General features: G+C 67.2%; 19 protein-coding genes. 14 read left to right on the top strand and 5 right to left on the bottom strand.

Annotated elements, in window-relative coordinates; genetic code table 11:
* Nucleotide 1: 1 nt before the first annotated feature.
* The gene (locus EJK91_RS08015; RefSeq protein WP_125078637.1) at nucleotides 2–1,081 is read right to left on the bottom strand and encodes a DUF4328 domain-containing protein; all 1,080 of its coding nucleotides are present in this window, start codon (nucleotides 1,079–1,081) and stop codon (nucleotides 2–4) included.
* Between the two features lie 564 nt (nucleotides 1,082–1,645).
* On the opposite strand from EJK91_RS08015, the gene EJK91_RS21725 reads away from it, so the two are divergent.
* From EJK91_RS21725 to EJK91_RS07960, 11 genes are all read left to right on the top strand, one after another.
* Nucleotides 1,646–1,804, top strand: coding sequence for a hypothetical protein (locus EJK91_RS21725; protein WP_164517908.1), 159 nt, complete (start codon nucleotides 1,646–1,648; stop codon nucleotides 1,802–1,804).
* A 203-nt stretch (nucleotides 1,805–2,007) separates the two neighbouring features.
* Nucleotides 2,008–2,628 carry a superoxide dismutase gene (locus EJK91_RS08010; protein WP_024442799.1) on the top strand — a complete coding sequence of 207 codons (621 nt, stop codon included), beginning with the start codon at nucleotides 2,008–2,010 and terminating at the stop codon, nucleotides 2,626–2,628.
* Nucleotides 2,629–2,883: 255 nt separating this feature from the next.
* On the top strand, nucleotides 2,884–3,420 hold the full coding sequence (locus EJK91_RS08005) for a hypothetical protein (protein ID WP_024442798.1): 537 nt from the start codon (nucleotides 2,884–2,886) through the stop codon (nucleotides 3,418–3,420).
* Between the two features lie 123 nt (nucleotides 3,421–3,543).
* Complete coding sequence (locus EJK91_RS08000; protein ID WP_125078636.1) at nucleotides 3,544–4,233, top strand: TMEM165/GDT1 family protein; 690 nt, start codon at nucleotides 3,544–3,546, stop codon at nucleotides 4,231–4,233.
* Between the two features lie 343 nt (nucleotides 4,234–4,576).
* Nucleotides 4,577–4,975: a helix-turn-helix transcriptional regulator gene (locus EJK91_RS07995; RefSeq protein ID WP_024442796.1), complete on the top strand. Its 399-nt coding sequence runs from the start codon at nucleotides 4,577–4,579 to the stop codon at nucleotides 4,973–4,975.
* A gap of 64 nt (nucleotides 4,976–5,039) precedes the next feature.
* On the top strand, nucleotides 5,040–5,708 hold the full coding sequence (locus EJK91_RS07990; protein ID WP_024442795.1) for a DUF6474 family protein: 669 nt from the start codon (nucleotides 5,040–5,042) through the stop codon (nucleotides 5,706–5,708).
* Between the two features lie 53 nt (nucleotides 5,709–5,761).
* Entirely contained in the window at nucleotides 5,762–6,439 is a 678-nt protein-coding gene (locus EJK91_RS07985) for a YcnI family protein (RefSeq protein WP_125078635.1), read from the top strand.
* Nucleotides 6,440–6,468: 29 nt separating this feature from the next.
* Complete coding sequence (locus EJK91_RS07980; protein ID WP_082105819.1) at nucleotides 6,469–6,972, top strand: copper resistance CopC family protein; 504 nt, start codon at nucleotides 6,469–6,471, stop codon at nucleotides 6,970–6,972.
* 99 nt (nucleotides 6,973–7,071) lie between these two features.
* Entirely contained in the window at nucleotides 7,072–7,548 is a 477-nt protein-coding gene (locus EJK91_RS21720) for a nucleoid-structuring protein H-NS (RefSeq protein ID WP_164517907.1), read from the top strand.
* A gap of 5 nt (nucleotides 7,549–7,553) precedes the next feature.
* Entirely contained in the window at nucleotides 7,554–8,027 is a 474-nt protein-coding gene (rraA, locus tag EJK91_RS07965; protein ID WP_046301938.1) for a ribonuclease E activity regulator RraA, read from the top strand.
* A 13-nt stretch (nucleotides 8,028–8,040) separates the two neighbouring features.
* Nucleotides 8,041–8,772, top strand: a complete 732-nt coding sequence (locus EJK91_RS07960; RefSeq protein ID WP_125078632.1) for a YggS family pyridoxal phosphate-dependent enzyme — start codon at nucleotides 8,041–8,043, stop codon at nucleotides 8,770–8,772.
* A 36-nt stretch (nucleotides 8,773–8,808) separates the two neighbouring features.
* Here EJK91_RS07960 and EJK91_RS07955 read toward each other — a convergent pair whose 3' ends face one another.
* The gene (locus EJK91_RS07955; RefSeq protein WP_024442789.1) at nucleotides 8,809–10,278 is read right to left on the bottom strand and encodes a flavin-containing monooxygenase; all 1,470 of its coding nucleotides are present in this window, start codon (nucleotides 10,276–10,278) and stop codon (nucleotides 8,809–8,811) included.
* 76 nt (nucleotides 10,279–10,354) lie between these two features.
* Between EJK91_RS07955 and EJK91_RS07950 the strand changes: the two genes are divergently transcribed.
* On the top strand, nucleotides 10,355–10,990 hold the full coding sequence (locus EJK91_RS07950; protein ID WP_024442788.1) for a TetR/AcrR family transcriptional regulator: 636 nt from the start codon (nucleotides 10,355–10,357) through the stop codon (nucleotides 10,988–10,990).
* Between the two features lie 22 nt (nucleotides 10,991–11,012).
* Here the strand turns inward: EJK91_RS07950 and EJK91_RS07945 are convergent, their stop codons facing one another.
* Nucleotides 11,013–11,435 (bottom strand): hypothetical protein, encoded by a 423-nt coding sequence (locus tag EJK91_RS07945; RefSeq protein ID WP_046301945.1) that lies wholly within the window; start codon nucleotides 11,433–11,435, stop codon nucleotides 11,013–11,015.
* 158 nt (nucleotides 11,436–11,593) lie between these two features.
* Between EJK91_RS07945 and EJK91_RS07940 the strand changes: the two genes are divergently transcribed.
* Nucleotides 11,594–12,442, top strand: a complete 849-nt coding sequence (locus EJK91_RS07940; protein WP_024443808.1) for an LLM class F420-dependent oxidoreductase — start codon at nucleotides 11,594–11,596, stop codon at nucleotides 12,440–12,442.
* 450 nt (nucleotides 12,443–12,892) lie between these two features.
* On the opposite strand, the gene EJK91_RS07935 is transcribed toward EJK91_RS07940, so the two are convergent.
* Both EJK91_RS07935 and gltB read right to left on the bottom strand, forming a co-directional pair.
* Nucleotides 12,893–14,344: a glutamate synthase subunit beta gene (locus EJK91_RS07935; RefSeq protein WP_024443809.1), complete on the bottom strand. Its 1,452-nt coding sequence runs from the start codon at nucleotides 14,342–14,344 to the stop codon at nucleotides 12,893–12,895.
* Nucleotides 14,337–18,941, bottom strand: coding sequence for a glutamate synthase large subunit (gltB, locus tag EJK91_RS07930; protein ID WP_024443810.1), 4,605 nt, complete (start codon nucleotides 18,939–18,941; stop codon nucleotides 14,337–14,339). Before gltB ends, EJK91_RS07935 begins: the two co-directional genes overlap by 8 nt.
* Nucleotides 18,942–19,203: 262 nt before the next feature.
* Here gltB and EJK91_RS07925 point away from each other — a divergent pair.
* The coding region (locus EJK91_RS07925; protein WP_206430393.1) for a glutamine synthetase beta-grasp domain-containing protein at nucleotides 19,204–19,746 on the top strand (543 nt) is incomplete at its 3' end.

Raw genomic sequence — 19,746 nt, 5'->3', positions numbered from 1 at the left:
CTTACGCTGCCGGTTCCCGTCCGTCGGACTCAAGGGCCGGCGCCGGTGTGGTGACTCCTTCGGCCTTGGGCTCGGCGGCCGGATCCGGCGTCGAGCCCGCGGCGGTGTCGCGGCCGTCGGCCACCACCACCCAGTGGTGAGCCGGCCGGCCCATCGACCGCCGCTCGAATCCCTCGACCACCCGGGCCGCGGTCACCACTGCCGCCAGGCCGAGGAGGTACGCCACCACGGTCGCCACCATGTTGTTGGCAATGCCCTGGGCCCCGTCGGCCCAACTGGTGGCGGTGGCGAAGATCGCGCCCGCGGTACTGGCCGCCCACACGGCCCACCACACCACGATGGGCTTGCGCAGCCGCTCCAGCCGGTCCTCGCGCTTGGCCAGCTCCATGACAAACACCGGCGCCCACGCCAGGTTGACCACCGGCACCAGGCAACCGGCCCACAGCGCCCAGGCCGTACGCGTCTCGGGCAGGTGCAACCGGGCGAAGGCCACCGAACGCCGGGCGAGCAGCCACCTGGTCAGCACCACGGCGCAACTGACCACTGCCGCGATCGCGGCCAGCCCGGCCAGCCGGCCCAGCCACACCGCGCCACCGGCGATCAGGGGATTCAGCAGCATGGTGCGGTTGACGATCATCAGCACATAGATCAAGGCGTGCACCAGAGCCGCGACGCCCAGCGCGGCGACCGCAGCAGCCAGCGTCTTCTCCAGCGAGCGCGCCGAAGGTGCCGGCCGTTGTCCCGGCTTCGACTGTGCTGCAGCACGAATCGGCCCGCCCATCAGCGTCCAACGGGGCATCACCGCATAACGCGGGGTGGGGCCCAGCGGGCGCCGGGCCGGCGGCTGCGGAGGCGGCGGACCGGGCCGCACCGCGATCCAGCGGTAACCGGGCGCGGGCTGCGGCGGCGCCTGCCCGGGTGCTGCCGGCGGTGCCGGGGGCCCGGGCTGGGTCCACTGCAACTCGGCTTCTTGCTGGGGTGTCAGCGGCGCCCACAGCGCGCCGTTGCAGCGTGGGCACCAGGCCCGCTGCTGGTCGCGCACGTTCCACCGCGTCTTGCAGCGGGAACACACCTGGATCACCGCACCAGCCTAGCGGCGACCGCAAGGGCGGCGGAGCCGACCGCAGCCGGGTCGACGCCCTCAACACCGCGGCGACCGCAAGGGCGGCGGAGCCGACCGCAGCCGGGTCGACGCCCTCAACACCGCGGCGACCGCAAGGGCAGCGGAGGCGGGCCGGGCGGGCGACCGGCGAATGGTGGCGAGGGCGTCCCTAACGGCCCGCGCCGGGCCCGGCAGCTACCACCGGCTATCCACAGTTTCCACAGGTTTATCCACACACCAATCGACAGCGGCACGGGGCGTGATGTGCTTGTTACATGCCGACAGACGCATCAGTTGTGGATAACGCGGCGTCATCGAAGCGAACCGACTAACAGCGCCGAGCGAAATCGATTGATTAGCTAAGCAGCCGCCTACCGCCCGCATTCGGCCGCCCGGAAGCCGTGGAGCGTATCGATGCAGGTAAGTCGGGTTATCCAGGTGAATTTTTCCACTGTGCGAACAAAGCGCTATGATCGCCGTCACAGAACGGATGTGATGCGCCTCACGGGGGTGGGCGCACCGCGAGATTTGGGGGCAAGACAGATGACGGCAAGGCCGATCGGACCAGGTCCCGTCGCAGCGACGTCGGGCTGGCATTCGGGATCGTCCACTTACAAGCGCGCCTATCTGCTGGCGTCGCTGCGTGCCGGGGTGATCGCCCTCGTGCTGCTGACTTTCCTCGTTGTGCTCGTCCTGACCTGAACCTCGGCTGAGCTTTGCGGTCGGCTGACGGCGCGGCCCAACTCCACCCGTTGTTGCGGTACACCCGGCGTTGGAGCAATGTGGTTGCCGGTGGCCCCCTCGGACCGCGACCGCGGTGACGTGGGGTGCCGCTAGACCGTCAACGCCTGTCGACAATGATCAACGGTGACTGACACCGGATCAGTACCGAAGGAAGGAACCCCGTGGCCGACTACACCCTGCCGGACTTGGACTGGGATTACGGAGCCCTTGAGCCGCACATCTCGGGCCAGATCAACGAACTGCATCACAGCAAGCACCACGCCGCCTACGTTTCCGGCGTCAATACCGCACTGGAGAAGCTCGCGGAGGCTCGGGCCAACGACGACCACGGCGCAATCTTCTTGAACGAGAAGAACCTGGCGTTCCACCTCGGCGGGCACGTCAACCACTCGATCTGGTGGAAGAACCTGTCCCCCAACGGCGGTGACAAGCCGACGGGCGAATTGGCCGCGGCCATCGACGACGCGTTCGGGTCGTTCGACAAGTTCCGTGCACAGTTCACCGCGGCCGCCAACGGCCTGCAGGGTTCGGGCTGGGCGGTGCTCGGTTACGACACCCTCGGCGGCAAGCTGCTGACCTTCCAGCTCTACGACCAGCAGGCCAACGTGCCGCTGGGCATCATCCCGCTGCTGCAGGTCGACATGTGGGAGCACGCCTTCTACCTGCAGTACAAGAACGTCAAGGCCGACTACGTCAAGGCGTTCTGGAACGTGGTCAACTGGGCCGACGTGCAGTCGCGTTTCGCGGCCGCCACCTCGAAGACTTCGGGGCTGATCTTCTAGCCGGACAGTCGTCAAGAGTGGGGCGTCGCGCCGTGGGCGTGGCGCCCCACTTGTTTTCTACGGCGGTTCCAGCTTCGCCTGTCCTCCGTCGAGCCTCGCTGAGCCACCGGCTTTTTTCACCGTTTCGTTATCCGCCGCCCCGCCGTGTCACCTTGAATCCGCCTGGCGGGTGCCGCATGCTGCCAGACAACCCCACCCGCTGAAATGCGAGCAGGCGAATCAGCCAACAAGCCAGAATGTCGCGGAGGGTGCGCGATGGAGACGACAGGGTCCGGCCGGGCGATCGAAGTCGCCCCGTTTCACTCCCGTGGCGAGCTTCACGGATTCGTGGTGTTCGGCCGTTGGCCGGATTCGACCAAGGAATGGGCACAACTGCTCAGCATCGCCGTCCGGGTCGCTTCGATGCCCGGATTGCTGCCCACCACAACGGTGTTCGGCACGCACGAGGAGCTACCCGACAATCCCGGCCCGGGCACCGTCGGATTGTTGCTGGCCGAGGGCACCGTCACCGGCGAGTCGGCGATCGCACCGGGGTACTTCGCCGGCCGGCAGCCTTCCGCGCTGCTGATGCTGCACCCGCCGTCGGAGACCATTCCCTCGCTGCCCGAGTGTCGGGGCGCCGCGTCGGGGTGCATTCTGCTGCCCGGCCTGCCCTACCTGGGCCTGGAGCATCGGGCGGCCTGGGTCGAAGCAGAATCCGACGGCACCGTCACCTCGATGGTGAGCCGGGTCGGCGTTGACCCGGTCAGCCACCCCGATACCGCGATCCTGGCCATGCTGCTTGCCGCATAAAGCAATTCGCGTGGAATTGTCCCCGTGCCGGATCATCGGATTCGGCCCGCCGAAATTCCCTGTCGCCTGGCGGCCGCGCAGTGCAGTCACTAGCCTCGGCAGCTGACGAAAGGGCGTCCCCGCATGCTTGCCGCCATGCTGATCAGCCTGGGCGTGGTCTTCCTCGCCGAGCTCGGCGACAAGTCTCAACTGATCACCATGACGTACGCGCTGCGGCACCGCTGGTGGGTGGTGCTCAGTGGCGTGGCCATCGCGGCCTTCGCCATCCACGGCATCTCGGTGACGGTGGGGCACTTTCTCGGACTGACGCTGCCCGCCCGTCCGATCGCCGCTGCCGCCGGCGTTGCCTTCATCGGTTTCGCGGCGTGGACGTGGCGCGAAGGAAGCAGTTCCGCACCCGGGGGAACCGCGGTCCGCGAGCCCCGATTCGTACTGTTTGCGGTGGTGTCCTCGGTGCTGTTGGCCGAGCTCGGGGACAAGACGATGCTGGCGACGGTTGCGCTGGCCAGTGACCGCAACTGGCTGGGCGTGTGGCTGGGCGCGACGATCGGGATGGTGCTCGCCGACGCTGTCGCGATCGCGGTCGGCACGGTGCTGCACCGGCAGTTGCCCGAACCCTTGCTGCACGCCGCGGCCGGACTGCTCTTCCTGTCATGCGGCTTGTGGATTCTCTTCGATGAGGCGCTGGGCTGGCGGCCGGTGGCCATCGCCTCGGTCGCCGGATCGGTGGCGGTGGCATTGGGGGCAGCCCTTTGGCGGGCTTCGCTGCGCCGTGCCGCACCGACCGCCGGAGACGGTTCCGCCACTCGGTAGCAAATCCCGCCGACAACGCCACACACGGTGGAAACTTCACTTCGCCGGAGTGGCTTCCAGAGGCGAGGACCAACGGACCGGTCTTGGTGGATCTCTTCGTTCGTCGTTGCCGACGCAATTGTGCGAGCTACGACAAGAAGATACGGTCCACAGCGACCTCTACGAAGAGCCGAATGAACTGCACCCGGCCCGATCTCGTCCTTCAAGATCGAATTCGCTAGACAAACGCCCTTGGTTGTGTCGGTAACTATCGCTACGATGATCAGCAAATCATCAGGCGCTACCGCTTCCCCCTCGCGGAGCGCCTGTCGCCCGCCCTGCCTACCCCCTGGAGGTCCTATCGATGAGCGCGACGTTCGCTGTCCGCTTGAATCGCCTTTTCGAGGTGGTCTATCCACCCGGCCGCGGACCGCATACGTCCGCCGAGGTAATCGCGGCACTCAAAGCGGAGGGCGTCACGATGTCGGCCCCCTACCTTTCGCAGTTGCGCTCGGGCAATCGGACGAACCCGTCCACCGCCACCATGGCCGCGCTGGCCAACTTCTTCCGGATCAAGCCTGCGTTCTTCACCGACGACGACTACTACGCCAAGCTCGACGCCGAGCTGTCCTGGCTGGACAGCGTCCGCGACGCCGGAGTACGGCGCATCGCGACCCAAGCGGTCGGGCTCTCACCGGAGGCCCAAGAGGATGTCCTGGCCCGCATCGACGAGCTTCGTCGCAAGGAGCACCTCAGCGTCTGAGGCCTCGGCGCCGCGATTAGGGTGGCTTGATCGGTTCCAGCGAGACACCGGGGAGGCGGCCGCGATGGGCCTGTTCAGAAAACGCAAGAGCCGCGCAACCCGGCGTGCCGAAGCACGGGCGCTGAAGGCCGGCGCCAGGCTTGAGGCGCGGCTGGCCGCCAAGAGCGAGGCGAAACGCTTCAAGGCCAGTCAGCGCGCGGACGCCCGTGCGCTCAAGGCTCAGATCAAGTCCGACCGCGACCGGGACCGCACCGCACGCAAGGCCGCCGAAAACCAGCTCAAAGCCGCCCGCGACGGCCGCATCCTCTCGCCCGCCCGGGTCCGCCGCACGCTGGTGGTCACCCGAATGCTGGCACCGGTCGTCGTGCCGCTGGTGTACCGGGCCGCAATGGCCGTGCGCGGCCTCATCGACGAGCAGCGAGCGGCCCGACTCGGGGTGCCGCTGGACCGCGTGGGCGAGTTCTCCGGACCCGCCAGACACACCGCCCGACTCTCGGCGCGGATCGCCGGGGCGGAGAAGACGCTGCGTCTGGTGCAGGACCGCAAGCCCAAGGATTCCGAAACCAAGCAGTTCGTCGCGGCGATCACCGACCGCTTGTCGGACCTGTCGACGGCGGTGACTGCCATCGAGACCATGCCGGGAGAGCGACGCCGAGTGGCCTCCGCCTCGATCAGCGACCAGCTCGATGGGATCGACGCCGATCTGATGGCCCGACTGGGGCTGCCGTCATGAGCACGGCGGTTGAGCGAGGCTCGACGGAGGAGAGGCGGAGCTGGGACCGCCGCATGAGCACCAGCGTGCGCGCCATGGCGCTGGCCACGGCGATCACCGCAGCGTGCTTCGGTTCCGCCACGCCGGCCTGGGCGCACGTGCACGCCAGCAGTCCCGGCGCGGTGCGCGGCGGGGTTGCAATGGTCACTTTCGAGGTTCCCAACGAGTCGCCGAACGGTTCTGCCACAACGGAACTCACCGTGACGCTGCCTGATGTGGCCTCGGCTCGCACGGAGACCAAGCCCGGCTGGACCGCACGCCTGGACCGCGACCCCCAATCCGGGGCGGTGCGCTCGGTGACCTGGACCGCCTCGGCGGGCGCCGGCATCGGTGTCGACCAGTTCGGACTGTTCCGGATCGCGATGCGACTGCCCGACACCGAGACGGTGAACTTCCCATCGGCACAGCGGTACGCCGACGGCACCGAGGTGCGCTGGGACGAAACTCCCCCACCCGGCGGCGGTGAGGCGCGGCACCCGGTGCCCACGCTGCAGCTGGGGACCGGCCCCGCCTCGGCGACCGAACACCACGCCCAGCACCCGGAGCCGGCCGTGTCCGCTGGCCCGGCGCCAGAGGCGGGATCCGAGGCCGGCGAGCACCGCGGCGACAATGCGGCCCGGCTGCTCGGCGGCGCCGCCCTGCTGGTCGCTGCGCTGGCTGCGACGATCGCCCTGGGCAGGCGGCGGGCGTGAGGCGGGCGTTGCGCGGCGCACTGGCGGGCATGTTCCTGCTGGGGATGCTGCTCGCGGCCACCGGGGTGGCCGCCGCGCACGCCGTGCTGGTGTCGAGCGACCCAGCGCGGGACGCGGAACTGTCGCGCGGCCCGGAGCGCGTCAGCGCGACCTTCAACGAGCAACTGCAGTCGGACTTCGCGGCCATGACGGTGGTCGGTCCCGACGGTCACCTGTGGTCCACCGGGGACACCCGGGTGGACGGCGCGGTCGCCAGCGTCGCGGTGCGCCCGCTGGGGCCCACCGGGACCTACACGGTCCACTATCGGGTCACCTCCGCCGACGGGCATGTGGTGTCGGGTTCGTGGCCGTTCCAGCTGACGGTGGCCGGCACCGGGGAGCCCGGCCCCGCGGTCACCGACCGTAGCGACGCCGCACCCGCCATTCCGCGCCGCTACGCCGACCCCCAGGATGACCTGCCGATTTGGCCCTTCGTCGCCGGCGCGGTGGTGCTCGTCGGGGCCGGTCTGTGGTTCAACCGGCCTCGATCCTGACTTTCGGCCCGGGGTCGCGCCGGCCGATGCTGGCATGATGGGAGCGTTGCCTGACGCCGAGTTGATCTGAGACCAGAACCCCGCCAGAGGAGCTGCCGTATGACCGAACCGCAAGGCCAGCCCGACCACGAAGCCGCTGCCGCGCCCGAGCCGGTTACTCCGGCTGCAGCCGAACTGCCGGCCGAGCCGCCGGCTCCGGCGCCGCAGAAGACGCCCGCGAAAAAGGCACCCGCCAAGAAGGCCCCGGCGAAAAAGGCGGCCGCTAAAAAAGCCCCGGCCAAGGCGGCCAAGAAGGCGCCAGCGAAAAAGGCGCCCGCTAAGGCCGCCCCCGCAGCGCCTGTGCCGGCCCCACCGGTGCCCGCCACGCCGGCGGTCGCCACCAACGGCTCGGGCCACCTCGCTGAGGGCGCCAAAGAAACGGCGGCCCAGGCAAAATCCACGGTGGACTCGGCCCGCAATCCGCTGAGCACGCCGGTTTCACCGGCACGACGTTCGCCCGGCCCGCTGCTGGCCGCCGGAATCCTCGGCGTGATCGCGCTGCTGTTGCTTCGCCGCCTGCGCGCGCGCCGGGGCTGACCGGCGTGACGGCACGCTTCCGGCCCACCGCCGACCTGGTCGACGAGATCGGCCCCGACGTGCGCAGCTGCGACGTTCAGTTCCGCCAACTCGGCGGGCGTACGGAGTTCGCCGGTCGCATCAGCACCGTGCGCTGCTTCCAGGACAATGCGCTGCTCAAATCGGTGCTCTCAGAACCGGGCGACGGCGGGGTGCTGGTGATCGACGGGGGCGGCTCGCTGCACACCGCGCTGGTCGGTGACGTCATCGCCGAGCTGGCACGCAGCAACGGCTGGGCAGGGCTGATCGTGCACGGCGCGGTGCGCGACGCCTCGACCCTGCGCACCCTCGACATCGGCATCAAGGCGCTGGGCACCAACCCCCGCAAGAGCACCAAGACCGGCGCCGGCGAGCGGGACGTCGTCGTCGAGTTCGGCGGTACCGCCTTCGTTCCCGGCGCGATCGCCCACAGCGACGACGACGGCATCGTCGTCGTCTAGGACCGGCACTCCGATGAACGCCACCCTGCGGGCGCGTTGGGAACAGCTCCGCGCGCGCGTCGACGACGCGTGCCGTGCCGCGGGGCGTTCGCCCGGAGACGTCGACATCCTGCCGGTGAGCAAGACCTTCGGTCCCGAGCTGATCCGCGACGCCGTCGATCTGGGCATGCACCGATTCGGCGAGAACAAGGTCCAAGAGATCAAGGACAAGGCGGCGGCGTTGGCCACCGAGGAGGCCGGCCCGGGGATCGACTGGGTGATGATCGGACACCTGCAGACCAACAAGGCGGGCGTGGTGGCACGGTTGGCCGCGGAGGTGCAGTCTTTGGACCGGTCCAAACTTGCGGTGGCGCTCGACCGCCATCTGCGCGCCGAGAACCGCGTCATCGACGTGCTGGTGCAGGTCAAGACCTCTGACGAGCCCAGCAAGTACGGCCTGGATCCCGACCAGCTGCTGCCGTTCCTCGACGAGCTGGCCGACTACTCCACGATGCGGGTGCGCGGCCTGATGACGCTGGCCATCAACACCGACGACCCCGACACCGTCCGCGGCTGTTTCCGCCGGCTGCGCCAGTTACGCGATACCGCGGCCGAACACGGCCACGTCGTGCCGCGGCTGTCGATGGGGATGAGCGGCGATTTCGCGCTGGCCATCGCCGAGGGCGCTACCGAGGTGCGGATCGGGACCGCGCTGTTCGGATCCCGGCCCTACCCCGACTCCTACTACTGGCCGGAGCGCCCTTAACACCGGGCGCCGGCGCCGCCGCCCTCGCGATCGCCGCTAGACGCTTACCGGCGCCCGGTGCTTGCTGAACTTCAGCGACTTCTCGTCCACCTTGCCGTGCCGGATGAGCCGCAGGTCCAGCAGGTAGTTCTGCTTGAGCCGCCACGGAGCCTCCGAGCCCGAGCGCGGCAGGTCGTCCATCGCCCGGCGGAAGTAGCCGGGGCTGAAGTCCATGAACGGCTCTTCCTTCACCGCGGCACCGGGGTGCTGCGGCTCGACCCGGTCGAATCCGTTGTCGTCCATGTAGTTGAGCACCCGGCAGACGAACTCCGAGACCAGGTCGGCCTTGAGCGTCCACGACGCGTTGGTGTAGCCGAAGGTCACCGCGGCGTTGGGCACCCCGGAGAACATCAGGCCCTTGTAGGTCATCGCCTTGGGCAGATCGATCGGCTCGCCGTTGCGCAGCAGCGATGCCCCACCCAGCAGCTGCATGTTCAGCCCGGTCGCGGTGATAATGATGTCGGCGTCGAGTTCCTGGCCGGAGTTCAGCCGGATCCCGGTCTTGGTGAACGTGTCGATTGTGTCGGTGACGACGTCCGCCTTGCCGCTGCGAATGGTCTTGAACAGGTCACCGTTGGGCGCCAAGCACAACCGCTCGTCCCACGGGTTGTACCGCGGCCCGAAGTGCTTCTGCACATCGAAGCCTTCCGGCAGCCGGTGCTTGGCCATCGTCATCAGCGTCTTGCGCATGTACTTGGGAAACTTCCGCGCCAGCTGATACTGCAGAGTGCTGAAGCCGATCGCCTTCCAGCGGTTGGCGAAGTGCGCCGCTTTGGTCGGCAGGAACCGGTTCGCCTGAACGGCGAACGGGTCAACCAGAGGCAGCGCGCCGATGTAGGTCGGCGACCGCTGCAGCATGGTCACATGCCCGGCGCCGGAGTTGACCAGCGCGGGAATCAACGTCACCGCGGTGGCGCCGCTGCCGATCACCACGATCTTCTTGCCGGCGTAGTCCAGGTCCTCCGGCCAGTGCTGCGGGTGCACGATGGTGCCGGCGAAGTCCGCGGCGCCGGGGAACTCCGGCGAGTAGCCCTGTTCGTAGTTGTAGTAGCCGCTGCACGCGAACACGAACGACGTGGTGATCTGCTGTTGCTCGCCGTTGTTGTCGACGGTGACCGTCCACTGGTTGTCGGCGTCGGACCAGTCGGCCGAAACGACCCGGTGCCGGTAGCGGATGTGCTTGTCGATGCCGTTCTCGACGGCGGCCTCATTGATGTAGTTCCAGATGTCTGCGCCTTCGGCGATCGAGTGCGCCGACCGCCACGGCTTGAACCGGAAGCCCAGGGTGAACATGTCGGAGTCCGAGCGGATGCCGGGGTATTTGAACAGGTCCCAGGTACCACCGAGGTTGTCCCGGCTTTCCAGGATGGCGTAGCTCTTGTTCGGGCAGCGGTTCTGCAGGTGCCAGGCCGCGCTGATACCGGAGATGCCGGCGCCGACGATCACAACATCGAGGTGTTCAGTCATGGCGCCAGGTTATCAACGGTGTGTCGAGTCGGTCAACACCCTGTTGAGTAAATCAACGTCGTGTAAAGTAGCGCCCATGGCCAGCCCCAATGCAACCCGTCACGGACGTCGCGCGGCGCGGCCATCCGGCGACGATCGGGAGCTGGCCATCCTGGCCACCGCCGAACGACTGCTCGAGCAGCGCCCCCTGGCCGAGATCTCGGTCGACGACCTGGCCAAGGGCGCCGGGATCTCGAGACCCACCTTCTACTTCTATTTCAAGTCCAAGGACGCGGTGCTGCTCTCGCTGCTGGAGCCGCTCATCGCCGCGGCCGACTCGGAGTTCGTCGGGGCGGTGCAACGACTGCCCACCGACCCGCGCCGGATCTGGCGCAGTGGCATCAAAGCGTTCTTCATCGCGTTCAGCTCGCATCGCGCGATCGCCCGGGCCGGAACCGAGGCACTGGCCACCAGTCCGGAGTTCAAGGCGATGTGGAACGGCTTCATGCAGAGGTGGATCGAGCAGACCGCTGCGATGATCACCGCGGAACGCGAGCGCGGCGCCGCGCCGACGACCATCGACGCCCTGGATCTGGCGACATCACTGAACCAGATGAACGAGCGCACCATGATGGCAGCGCTGGTCGGCGAGCAGCCTTCGGTACCTCACGAGAAGGTGGTCGACACATTGACCCACGTCTGGGTCAGCAGCATCTACGGCCAGGCGTCCTGACGCCGGCCGCAGTCAGACGCTGTCAGAACCCGCCGACACCGAACCCGGCCAGCAGCACCGCGAAGCCGCCGACCTCGCCGATGACCAGCAGCACCATGCCGGCGCGCAGCCGCCAACCGAGCCGCTCGAACTGGTTCGTGGTGTCGCGCAACGCGCCGTGCAGCATGTAACTGCCGATCGCCACGACGAAGAAGAACACGATGACCATTGCCGCGACCATGTTCACCCAGGTCGGCCAGGCGCTGAGTTCCACGAACACCGCGACCAGCATTGTCGCGAAGGAGTACATCAACGCCGCTCGATGTGCGATGTCAACGTAGACGTGCGCCTGGCGACGGTCCGAGGTCGCGATCTGTTGATACTTCCACGCGCCCAACAGCAGAGCGAGCAGAAAGATCAGGCCGGCCGACAACAACGTCACCTTGGTGTCGATGTCCAGATTGATGACCACCGAGTGAGCCTACGTCCCGCCACCTGAGTTTGCGGCTCCGCCGACCTTGCGATCGCCGCGGGGTTCACGGCGGCGACCCGCCGCGGCCGGCCCCCCCGCAAGCGGGAGGTACCCCCACCGCCGGCCTTGCGATCGCCGCTAGGCTCGGCGGGATGCGCTTCGCATTCAAGACTTCGCCGCAGAACACCACCTGGTCCGACATGCTGGCCGTCTGGCGAGCCGCGGACGAGATCGACGTCTACGAGTCCGGCTGGACCTTCGACCACTTCTACCCGATCTTCTCCGACCCGACCGGGCCGTGCTTGGAGGGTTGGACCACCCTGACTGCGCTGGCCCAGGCGACCACCCGACTGCGACTCGGCACGCTGGTGACCGGCATCCACTATCGCCATCCCGCCGTGCTGGCCAACATGGCCGCCGCCCTCGACATCATTTCCGGCGGACGCCTGGAGTTGGGGATCGGTGCGGGCTGGAACGAAGAGGAGTCGGGCGCCTACGGGATCGAGTTGGGCAGCATCTCCGAGCGTTTCGACCGTTTCGAAGAGGCCTGTCAGGTCTTGATCGGCCTGTTGAGCGCGGACACCACCACCTTTGCCGGCACCTACTACCAGCTCACCGAAGCCCGCAACGAGCCCAAGGGACCGCAGCGCCCACACCCGCCGATCTGCATCGGAGGCAACGGCGAGAAGCGCACGCTGAAGATCACGGCGAAATACGCCCAACATTGGAACTTCGTGGGCGGCACTCCCGCCGAGTTCGCCCGCAAGCGCGACGTGCTGGCCGCCCACTGCGCCGACATCGGGCGCGACCCGCAGCAGATCACCTTGTCGGCGCACCTGCGGTTGCAGCCGGATCTCGATTACGGCCGGCTGATCGAGGACGCCGTAGCGCTCGGCGCCGAGGGCCTGGATCTGGCGATCGTCTACCTGCCGTCACCGTACGACCCGGCAGTTCTCGAGCCATTGGCCGAGGCCATTCGCGACTCCGGATTACTGGCATAGATCACGAACTGATAACGGTCAGCAAACTCCTCCGGGAGACCGCGGCCCCCGGCCTGGCCGGACCTATGTGGCGAAGCGCAAGAGTTCGTCGGCGGTTACCAAACGCTCGTGCTTGGCGGGAAACCCTCGGCTTCTGCGCGGATGGCGCAGCAGTGACCAGGCCATACGGCCCATCCGGTATCGGTATATCGAGTTGATGTACACGGCGCTGACCCCCGCCCCGGTTCGGACCAGATTGGAATAATGCGGACCATGTTAACACGTTGTTAACGCGGATCACATAGCTGTCCATTAGACACCCGGCGTGTGGCAAACAACACGCGACGCGCCGATACTTGAGACAGAAGTTGCTTAAGTGACGGGTGAGATTGCGGTCGCGATTCGACCTGGCAGCCCGCATCCTTCTCGCACCGCGTCGCCGCGCCGCGAGCTGAATGCGGGCTACTCGACTCAGCGAAGCGGCGCCGCGGTCGCGGTGATCGGTGAGGGCAATGCGGTGCGGCCCATCAGGTACCGGTCCACGCTCGCCGCGGCACCGCGCCCTTCGGCGATTGCCCACACGATGAGGGATTGACCGCGGCCCATGTCGCCGGCGACATAGACACCCGGCACCGCGGTCGCGTACTCCGCGTCGCGGGCCACGTTACCGCGCTCGGTGAACTCCACCCCCAGATCGGCCAGCAGCGGTGAACGTTCCGGCCCGACGAATCCCATTGCGAGCAGAACCAGGTCGGCTTCGAGTTCGAAGTCGGTACCGTCGACCTTCTCGAAACCGCCGTTGCGGCGGCGCACTTCATGGGCCCGCAAACCGGTCACCTGACCGTCCCGGCCGATGAATGCCTCGGTGTTGACCGAGAACACCCGATCACCACCCTCCTCGTGCGCGGACGTGGTTCGCATGATCAACGGGTAGGTCGGCCACGGGGTGGACGGATCCCGGATCTCAGGCGGCCGCGGCATGATCTCGAACTGATGCACGCACGTCCCGCCCTGGCGGTGCACGGTGCCCAGGCAGTCGGCACCGGTGTCACCACCGCCGATGATGACGACCTTCTTGCCGTGCGCGGTGATCGGCGGCTCAGCAAGGTCGCCGGCCTGCACCCGGTTCGCCCACGGCAGGTATTCCATCGCCTGGTGGATGCCCTTGAGCTCCCGGCCCGGGATCGGCAGGTCTCGCCAGGCGGTGGCACCGCCGGCCAGCACAACGGCGTCGAAGTCTTCACGCAGCTGCTCGACGGGCAGATCCACCCCGACATTCACGCCCGTCTCGAACGTCGTTCCCTCGCTGACCATCTGTTCCAGGCGCCGGTCCAGAATTCGCTTTTCCATCTTGAATTCCGGTATGCCGTAACGCAACAGACCACCGATGCGGTCATCGCGCTCAAAGACGGTCACCGCGTGTCCGCCCCGGGTGAGTTGCTGGGCGGCGGCCAGTCCGGCCGGCCCCGAGCCCACTACCGCGACCGACTTCCCGGTGCGGACCGACGGCGAGATCGGTTCCACCCAGCCCTCGGCGAAGCCACGTTCGACGATCTCGTACTCGACCTGCTTGATGGTCACCGGAGGCTGGTTGATGCCCAGCACACAGGCCGGTTCGCACGGCGCGGGGCAGAGCCGGCCGGTGAAGTCCGGGAAGTTGTTCGTGGCATGCAGCCTGTCGAACGCCTCACGCCACCGCCCGGTACGCACCAGGTCGTTCCACTCCGGGATGAGGTTGCCCAGCGGACAGCCGTTGTGGCAGAACGGAATGCCGCAATCCATGCAGCGTCCGGCCTGCTCACGCACGGTGTCCTCGGCGAAATCCTGGTACACCTCGTTCCAGTCGCCCAGCCGCTCCGAGACCGGGCGGCGCAACGGCAGGATGCGCTGGGTGTTGGTGATGAAACCTTTCGGGTCAGCCATGAGCCGCCGCCATAATTGCCTCCTCAGGATCTATGCCACTGGCCTGCGCCTCGGCGACCGCGGCGAGCACCCGCCGGTAGTCGCGCGGCATCACTTTGACGAAGTCCCTTCCGCGGTTGGCCCAATCGGCCAGGATCGCGCGGGCGGGCACCGAGTCGGTGGCGGCGACGTGTGCCGCCAGCACGTCACGCAGCCACGCCACATCGTCCTCGTCGAAATCGTCGAATACGTCGAGGTCCACCATCTCGGTGTTCAGCCGGTCACCCAGCTGCCGGTCCGGGTCATAGACATAGGCCACGCCCCCGGACATGCCGGCGGCGAAGTTGCGCCCGGTCGGGCCCAACACCACCACCTTGCCTCCGGTCATGTACTCACAGCCGTGGTCGCCGACTCCCTCGACCACTGCTACCGCACCGGAGTTGCGGACCGCGAATCGTTCCCCGACCACCCCGCGCAGGAACAACTCGCCGGATGTCGCGCCGAACAGAATCACGTTGCCGCCGATGATGTTCTCCTCCGCGACGTAGCCGTCGGGCGCGTCCAGCGGGGGCCGGACCACGATCCGGCCACCGGACAGCCCCTTGGCCACGTAGTCGTTGGCGTCGCCAAAGACCCGCAGGTTGATCCCCGGCGGCAGAAATGCCCCGAAGCTGTTGCCAGCCGAACCGGTGAAGGTGATGTCGATGCTTCCGTCCGGCAACCCCTGGGCACCATAGGCTTTGGTGACCTCATAGCCGAGCATCGTGCCGACGGTCCGGTTCACGTTGGATATCGCGCTGGTGAACTTGACCGGGGTACCGGCATCGAGAGCCTCCCGGCTCATGACGATCAGCTGCTGGTCCAATGCTTTGTCCAGACCGTGATCCTGACCGGAGGTGCAGTACAGATCCTGGTTCATGAACGCTGACTCCGGCTCATGCAGGACCGGCCCGAGGTCGAGCTTGTGGGCCTTCCAGTGGGCGCGGGCCAGCGTGGTGTCCAGTGCATTCACCTGCCCGACCGCCTCGTTGATGGTGCGGAATCCCAAAGCCGCCAGGTACTCGCGCACCTCTTCGGCGATGAACCAGAAGAAGTTCTCGACGAACTCCGGTTGTCCGCTGAACCGTTCGCGCAACGCCGGGTTCTGAGTTGCCACGCCCACCGGGCAGGTGTCGAGGTGACAGACCCGCATCATGATGCAGCCCGACACCACCAACGGCGCGGTGGCGAAGCCGAATTCCTCGGCCCCCAGCAGCGCCGCGATGACCACGTCGCGCCCGGTCTTGAGCTGGCCGTCCACCTGCACCACGATCCGGTCCCGAAGTCCGTTGAGCAGCAAGGTCTGCTGGGTTTCAGCCAGCCCGAGTTCCCACGGCGCTCCGGCGTGCTTGAGCGAGGTCAACGGCGCCGCCCCGGTGCCTCCGTCATGGCCGGAGATCAACACCACGTCGGCGTGAGCCTTGGACACTCCCGCGGCCACCGTTCCGACGCCGTTCTCGGCGACCAGCTTCACATGGATGCGAGCCTCCGGGTTGGCGTTCTTCAGGTCGTGGATCAGCTGCTTGAGGTCCTCGATGGAGTAAATGTCGTGGTGCGGGGGCGGAGAGATCAGTCCGACACCCGGGGTGGCATGCCGGACCTCGGCGATCCAGGGATACACCTTGTTGCCCGGGAGCTGACCACCCTCGCCGGGCTTGGCTCCCTGCGCGATCTTGATCTGCAGGTCGGTGCAGTTGACCAGGTACTCGCTCGTCACGCCGAATCGGCCCGAGGCGACCTGCTTGATGGCGCTGCGCCGCCAGGAGCCGTCGGCGTCCGGCAGGAATCGGCCGGCGTGCTCGCCGCCCTCACCGCAGTTGGAACGGCCGCCGATCCGGTTCATCGCGATCGCCAGGGTTTCGTGCGCCTCGGCGGAGATCGAGCCGTAACTCATGGCGCCGGTCGCGAAGCGTTTGACGATCTCGGTGGCCGGTTCCACCTCGTCAAGGGGCACCGGGGGCCGTTCCCCGGTCTTGAATCGCAACAGACCCCGCAGCGTCGCCAGGCGTTCGCTCTGGTCGTCGACCAGCGTCGTGTACTCCTTGAAGACCGAGTACTGGCCCGTTCGGGTGGAATGCTGAAGTTTGAACACCGTCTCCGGGTTGAACAGGTGGTGTTCGCCCTCGCGGCGCCACTGGTACTCCCCGCCCACCGGCAGTTCGCGGTGCGCCCGCTCTTCTGGGCGGTCCAGGTAGGCCAGCGCATGGCGGGCGGCGACATCGGCGGCGATGTCGTCGAGGGTGATCCCACCGATCGGGCAGTACAGGCCGGTGAAGTACTCGTCGAGAACGTCTTGCGAGATACCTATCGGCTGGAACAGCTGCGCTCCGGTGTAGGACGCCCGCGTCGAGATGCCCATCTTGGACATGACTTTCAGCACGCCCTTGCCGGCGGCCTTGGCATAGTTGGCCAACGCCTTCTCGCGGTCGAGGCCTTCGATCAGACCCCGGTCGAGCATGTCCTCGACGGACTCGAACGCCAGGTAAGGGTTCACCGCGGCGGCGCCGAACCCGATCAGGGCAGCCATGTGGTGCACCTCGCGGGCGTCGCCGGCCTCCACCACCAGACCCACCTTGGTGCGGGTCCGCTCGGCGACCAGGTGGTGATGCACCGCCGCGGTGGCCAGTAGCGACGGAATGGGCGCCATAGTCTCGTCGGACTCCCGGTCGGAGATCACCAGGAAGCTGGCGCCTTCGGCGATCGCCTCCGAGGCCCGCGAGCACACCTGCTTGAGGGCTGCACGCAGCCCGGCACCGCCTGCCGCCGGCGGGTACAGGCAGCTGATGACGGCCGTGGACAGGCCGTGCGGGCCCCGGGCACCGATCCGCTGGTCGGGGCTCAGCTTCAGCAGCTTCGCCAGCTCGGCGTTGCTCAGGATCGGCTGGGGCAGCACGATCTGCCGCCAGGTGGGTTCGTCGGTGTTGAGCAAGTCGCCTTCGGGTCCCAGCGCACCCTGCAGGCTGGTGATCACCTCTTCGCGGATAGCGTCCAACGGCGGGTTGGTGACCTGGGCGAACAACTGCTGGAAATAGTCGAACAGCAGCCGGGGCCGCGCCGAGAGCACCGCCACCGGGGTGTCGGTACCCATGGACCCGATCGGCTCAGCGCCGGAGCGCGCCATGGGAGCGAGCACCAGGTTGAGCTCTTCGTAGGTGTAGCCGAACATGTGCTGCCGCAACAGAACCCGGTGATGCTCCATCCGGGGCGCATCGCCGGGAGGCAGTTCGCCGATTCCGATCAGGCACTCATCGATCCACTGCTGGTACGGCCGTTCGCCGGCCAGCGTCGACTTGATCTCGCGATCGGAGATGATCCGCCCGGCGGCGGTGTCAACCAGGAACATCTTGCCGGGCTGCAGCCGCTGCCGGTGCACCACCGTGGCGGGGTCCAGGTCGAGGACACCGGCCTCGGACGCCATCACCACCAGCCCGTCTTCGGTTACCCAGATACGCGACGGCCGCAGGCCGTTGCGGTCCAACACCGCGCCCACCACGGTGCCGTCGGTGAAGGTCATCGAGGCCGGGCCATCCCAGGGCTCCATGAGCGAGTCGTGGTACTCGTAAAAGGCTCGGGTGGGCCCGTCCATGCTCTCGTGCCGTTCCCAGGCCTCCGGGATCATCATCAGCACCGCGTGCGGCAGGCTCCGGCCGCCCAGGTGCAGCAGTTCGAGCACCTCATCGAACCGGGCGGTGTCGGAGGCGCCCGGCGTGCAGATCGGGAACAGCTTGTCCGCGCTGCGTTGGCCGCCTTCAGAGCCGAAGATGTCGGTGCGGATCAGCGCCTCCCGGGCACGCATCCAGTTCTCGTTGCCGGTGACGGTGTTGATTTCGCCGTTGTGGGCGATCCGGCGGAACGGGTGGGCCAGCGGCCACGACGGAAACGTGTTGGTGGAGAACCGAGAATGCACCAGGCCCAGCGCGCTTTGCATCCGCTCATCGGCCAAATCGGGGTAGAACGCCTTGAGCTGCGGCGTGGTCAACATGCCCTTGTACACCATGGTTCGGCTGGAAAGGCTTGGGAAATAGACGGATTCCCGACCCGGTCCGTCCTGACCAGGCCCCTTGCTGCCCAGCTCATGTTCGGCGCGCTTGCGCACCACATAGGCTCGGCGCTCCAGAGCCATACCCGAGGCCCCGCCGATGAACAGCTGCCGGAAGGTCGGCATCGCATCTCGAGCCAGCGCGCCCAACGACGAGTCATCGATCGGCACATCGCGCCAGCCGAGCACCTTCAGGCCCTCCGCCTCGACGATCTTCTCCAAGCCGACACAGGCTGCCGCCGACTCTTTGGCCGACTGCGGGAGAAATGCGATCCCGGTGGCATAGCTGCCTTCGGGCGGAAGCTCGAAGTCGGTCACAGCACGCAGGAACAGGTCCGGAATCTGGATCAGGATCCCAGCGCCGTCACCGCTGTTCGGTTCGGCTCCGGCAGCGCCGCGGTGCTCCAGGTTGAGCAGTGCCGTGATCGACTTATCGACGATGTCGCGACTGCGCCGGCCATGGATATCGACCACCATGGCCACCCCACACGCGTCATGTTCGAACGCGGGGTTGTAGAGCCCCACCCGACTGGGCGCCATCGCCACCTAACCCTTCGCACGTCCTTGTCCGTTGCCCATAGGACAAGCGGTCAAGGGGATTGATCCGTGCGACGTTGAACGGCGTTCCTGCCTGAAAAGTCTCACAGGCAACGTAACGATATACCGCGACCCAGCAAACGTGCCAGTTCGCTGGACAACGAGCCTGCCGTGAGGTTTGTGTTACGTCGACGCAATAACTGGATGATGTCCAGGAAATGTGCACTGCCTATCGTTTGGCTGTCTGCACGCGAAGGAGACCAATATGGCCGCCGACATTTTCAAGCTCGTCGCCGACGAGTCCGTCGAGTACGTCGACATTCGATTCTGCGACCTGCCGGGGGTTATGCAGCATTTCTCGATCCCCGCCTCGGCGCTCGACGAAAGCGTATTCGAGGACGGGCTCGCCTTCGACGGATCCTCGATCCGCGGATTCCAGTCCATCCACGAATCCGACATGCTGCTGCTGCCCGACCCGGAAACCGCGCGCATCGATCCGTTCCGGGCCGCAAAGACGTTGAACCTCAACTTCTTCGTCCACGACCCRTTCACCCGCGAACCCTACTCCCGCGACCCGCGCAACATCGCCCGCAAGGCCGAGAGCTACCTCACCAGCACCGGCATCGCCGACACCGCCTACTTCGGCGCCGAAGCCGAGTTCTACATCTTCGACTCCGTGAGCTTCGACTCCACGATCAACGGCTCCTTCCACAAAGTGGACTCGGTCGCCGGCTGGTGGAACACCGGCCGCACCACCGAAGCCGACGGCAGCCCCAACCTCGGCTACAAAGTCCGCCCCAAAGGCGGC

The sequence above is a fragment of the Mycobacterium sp. P7213 genome (assembly GCF_900604305.1).
Taxonomy (GTDB): Bacteria; Actinomycetota; Actinomycetes; order Mycobacteriales; family Mycobacteriaceae; genus Mycobacterium.
Note: the sequence above shows the minus strand (reverse complement) of the source record. Positions and strands in the feature narration are given on the sequence as shown.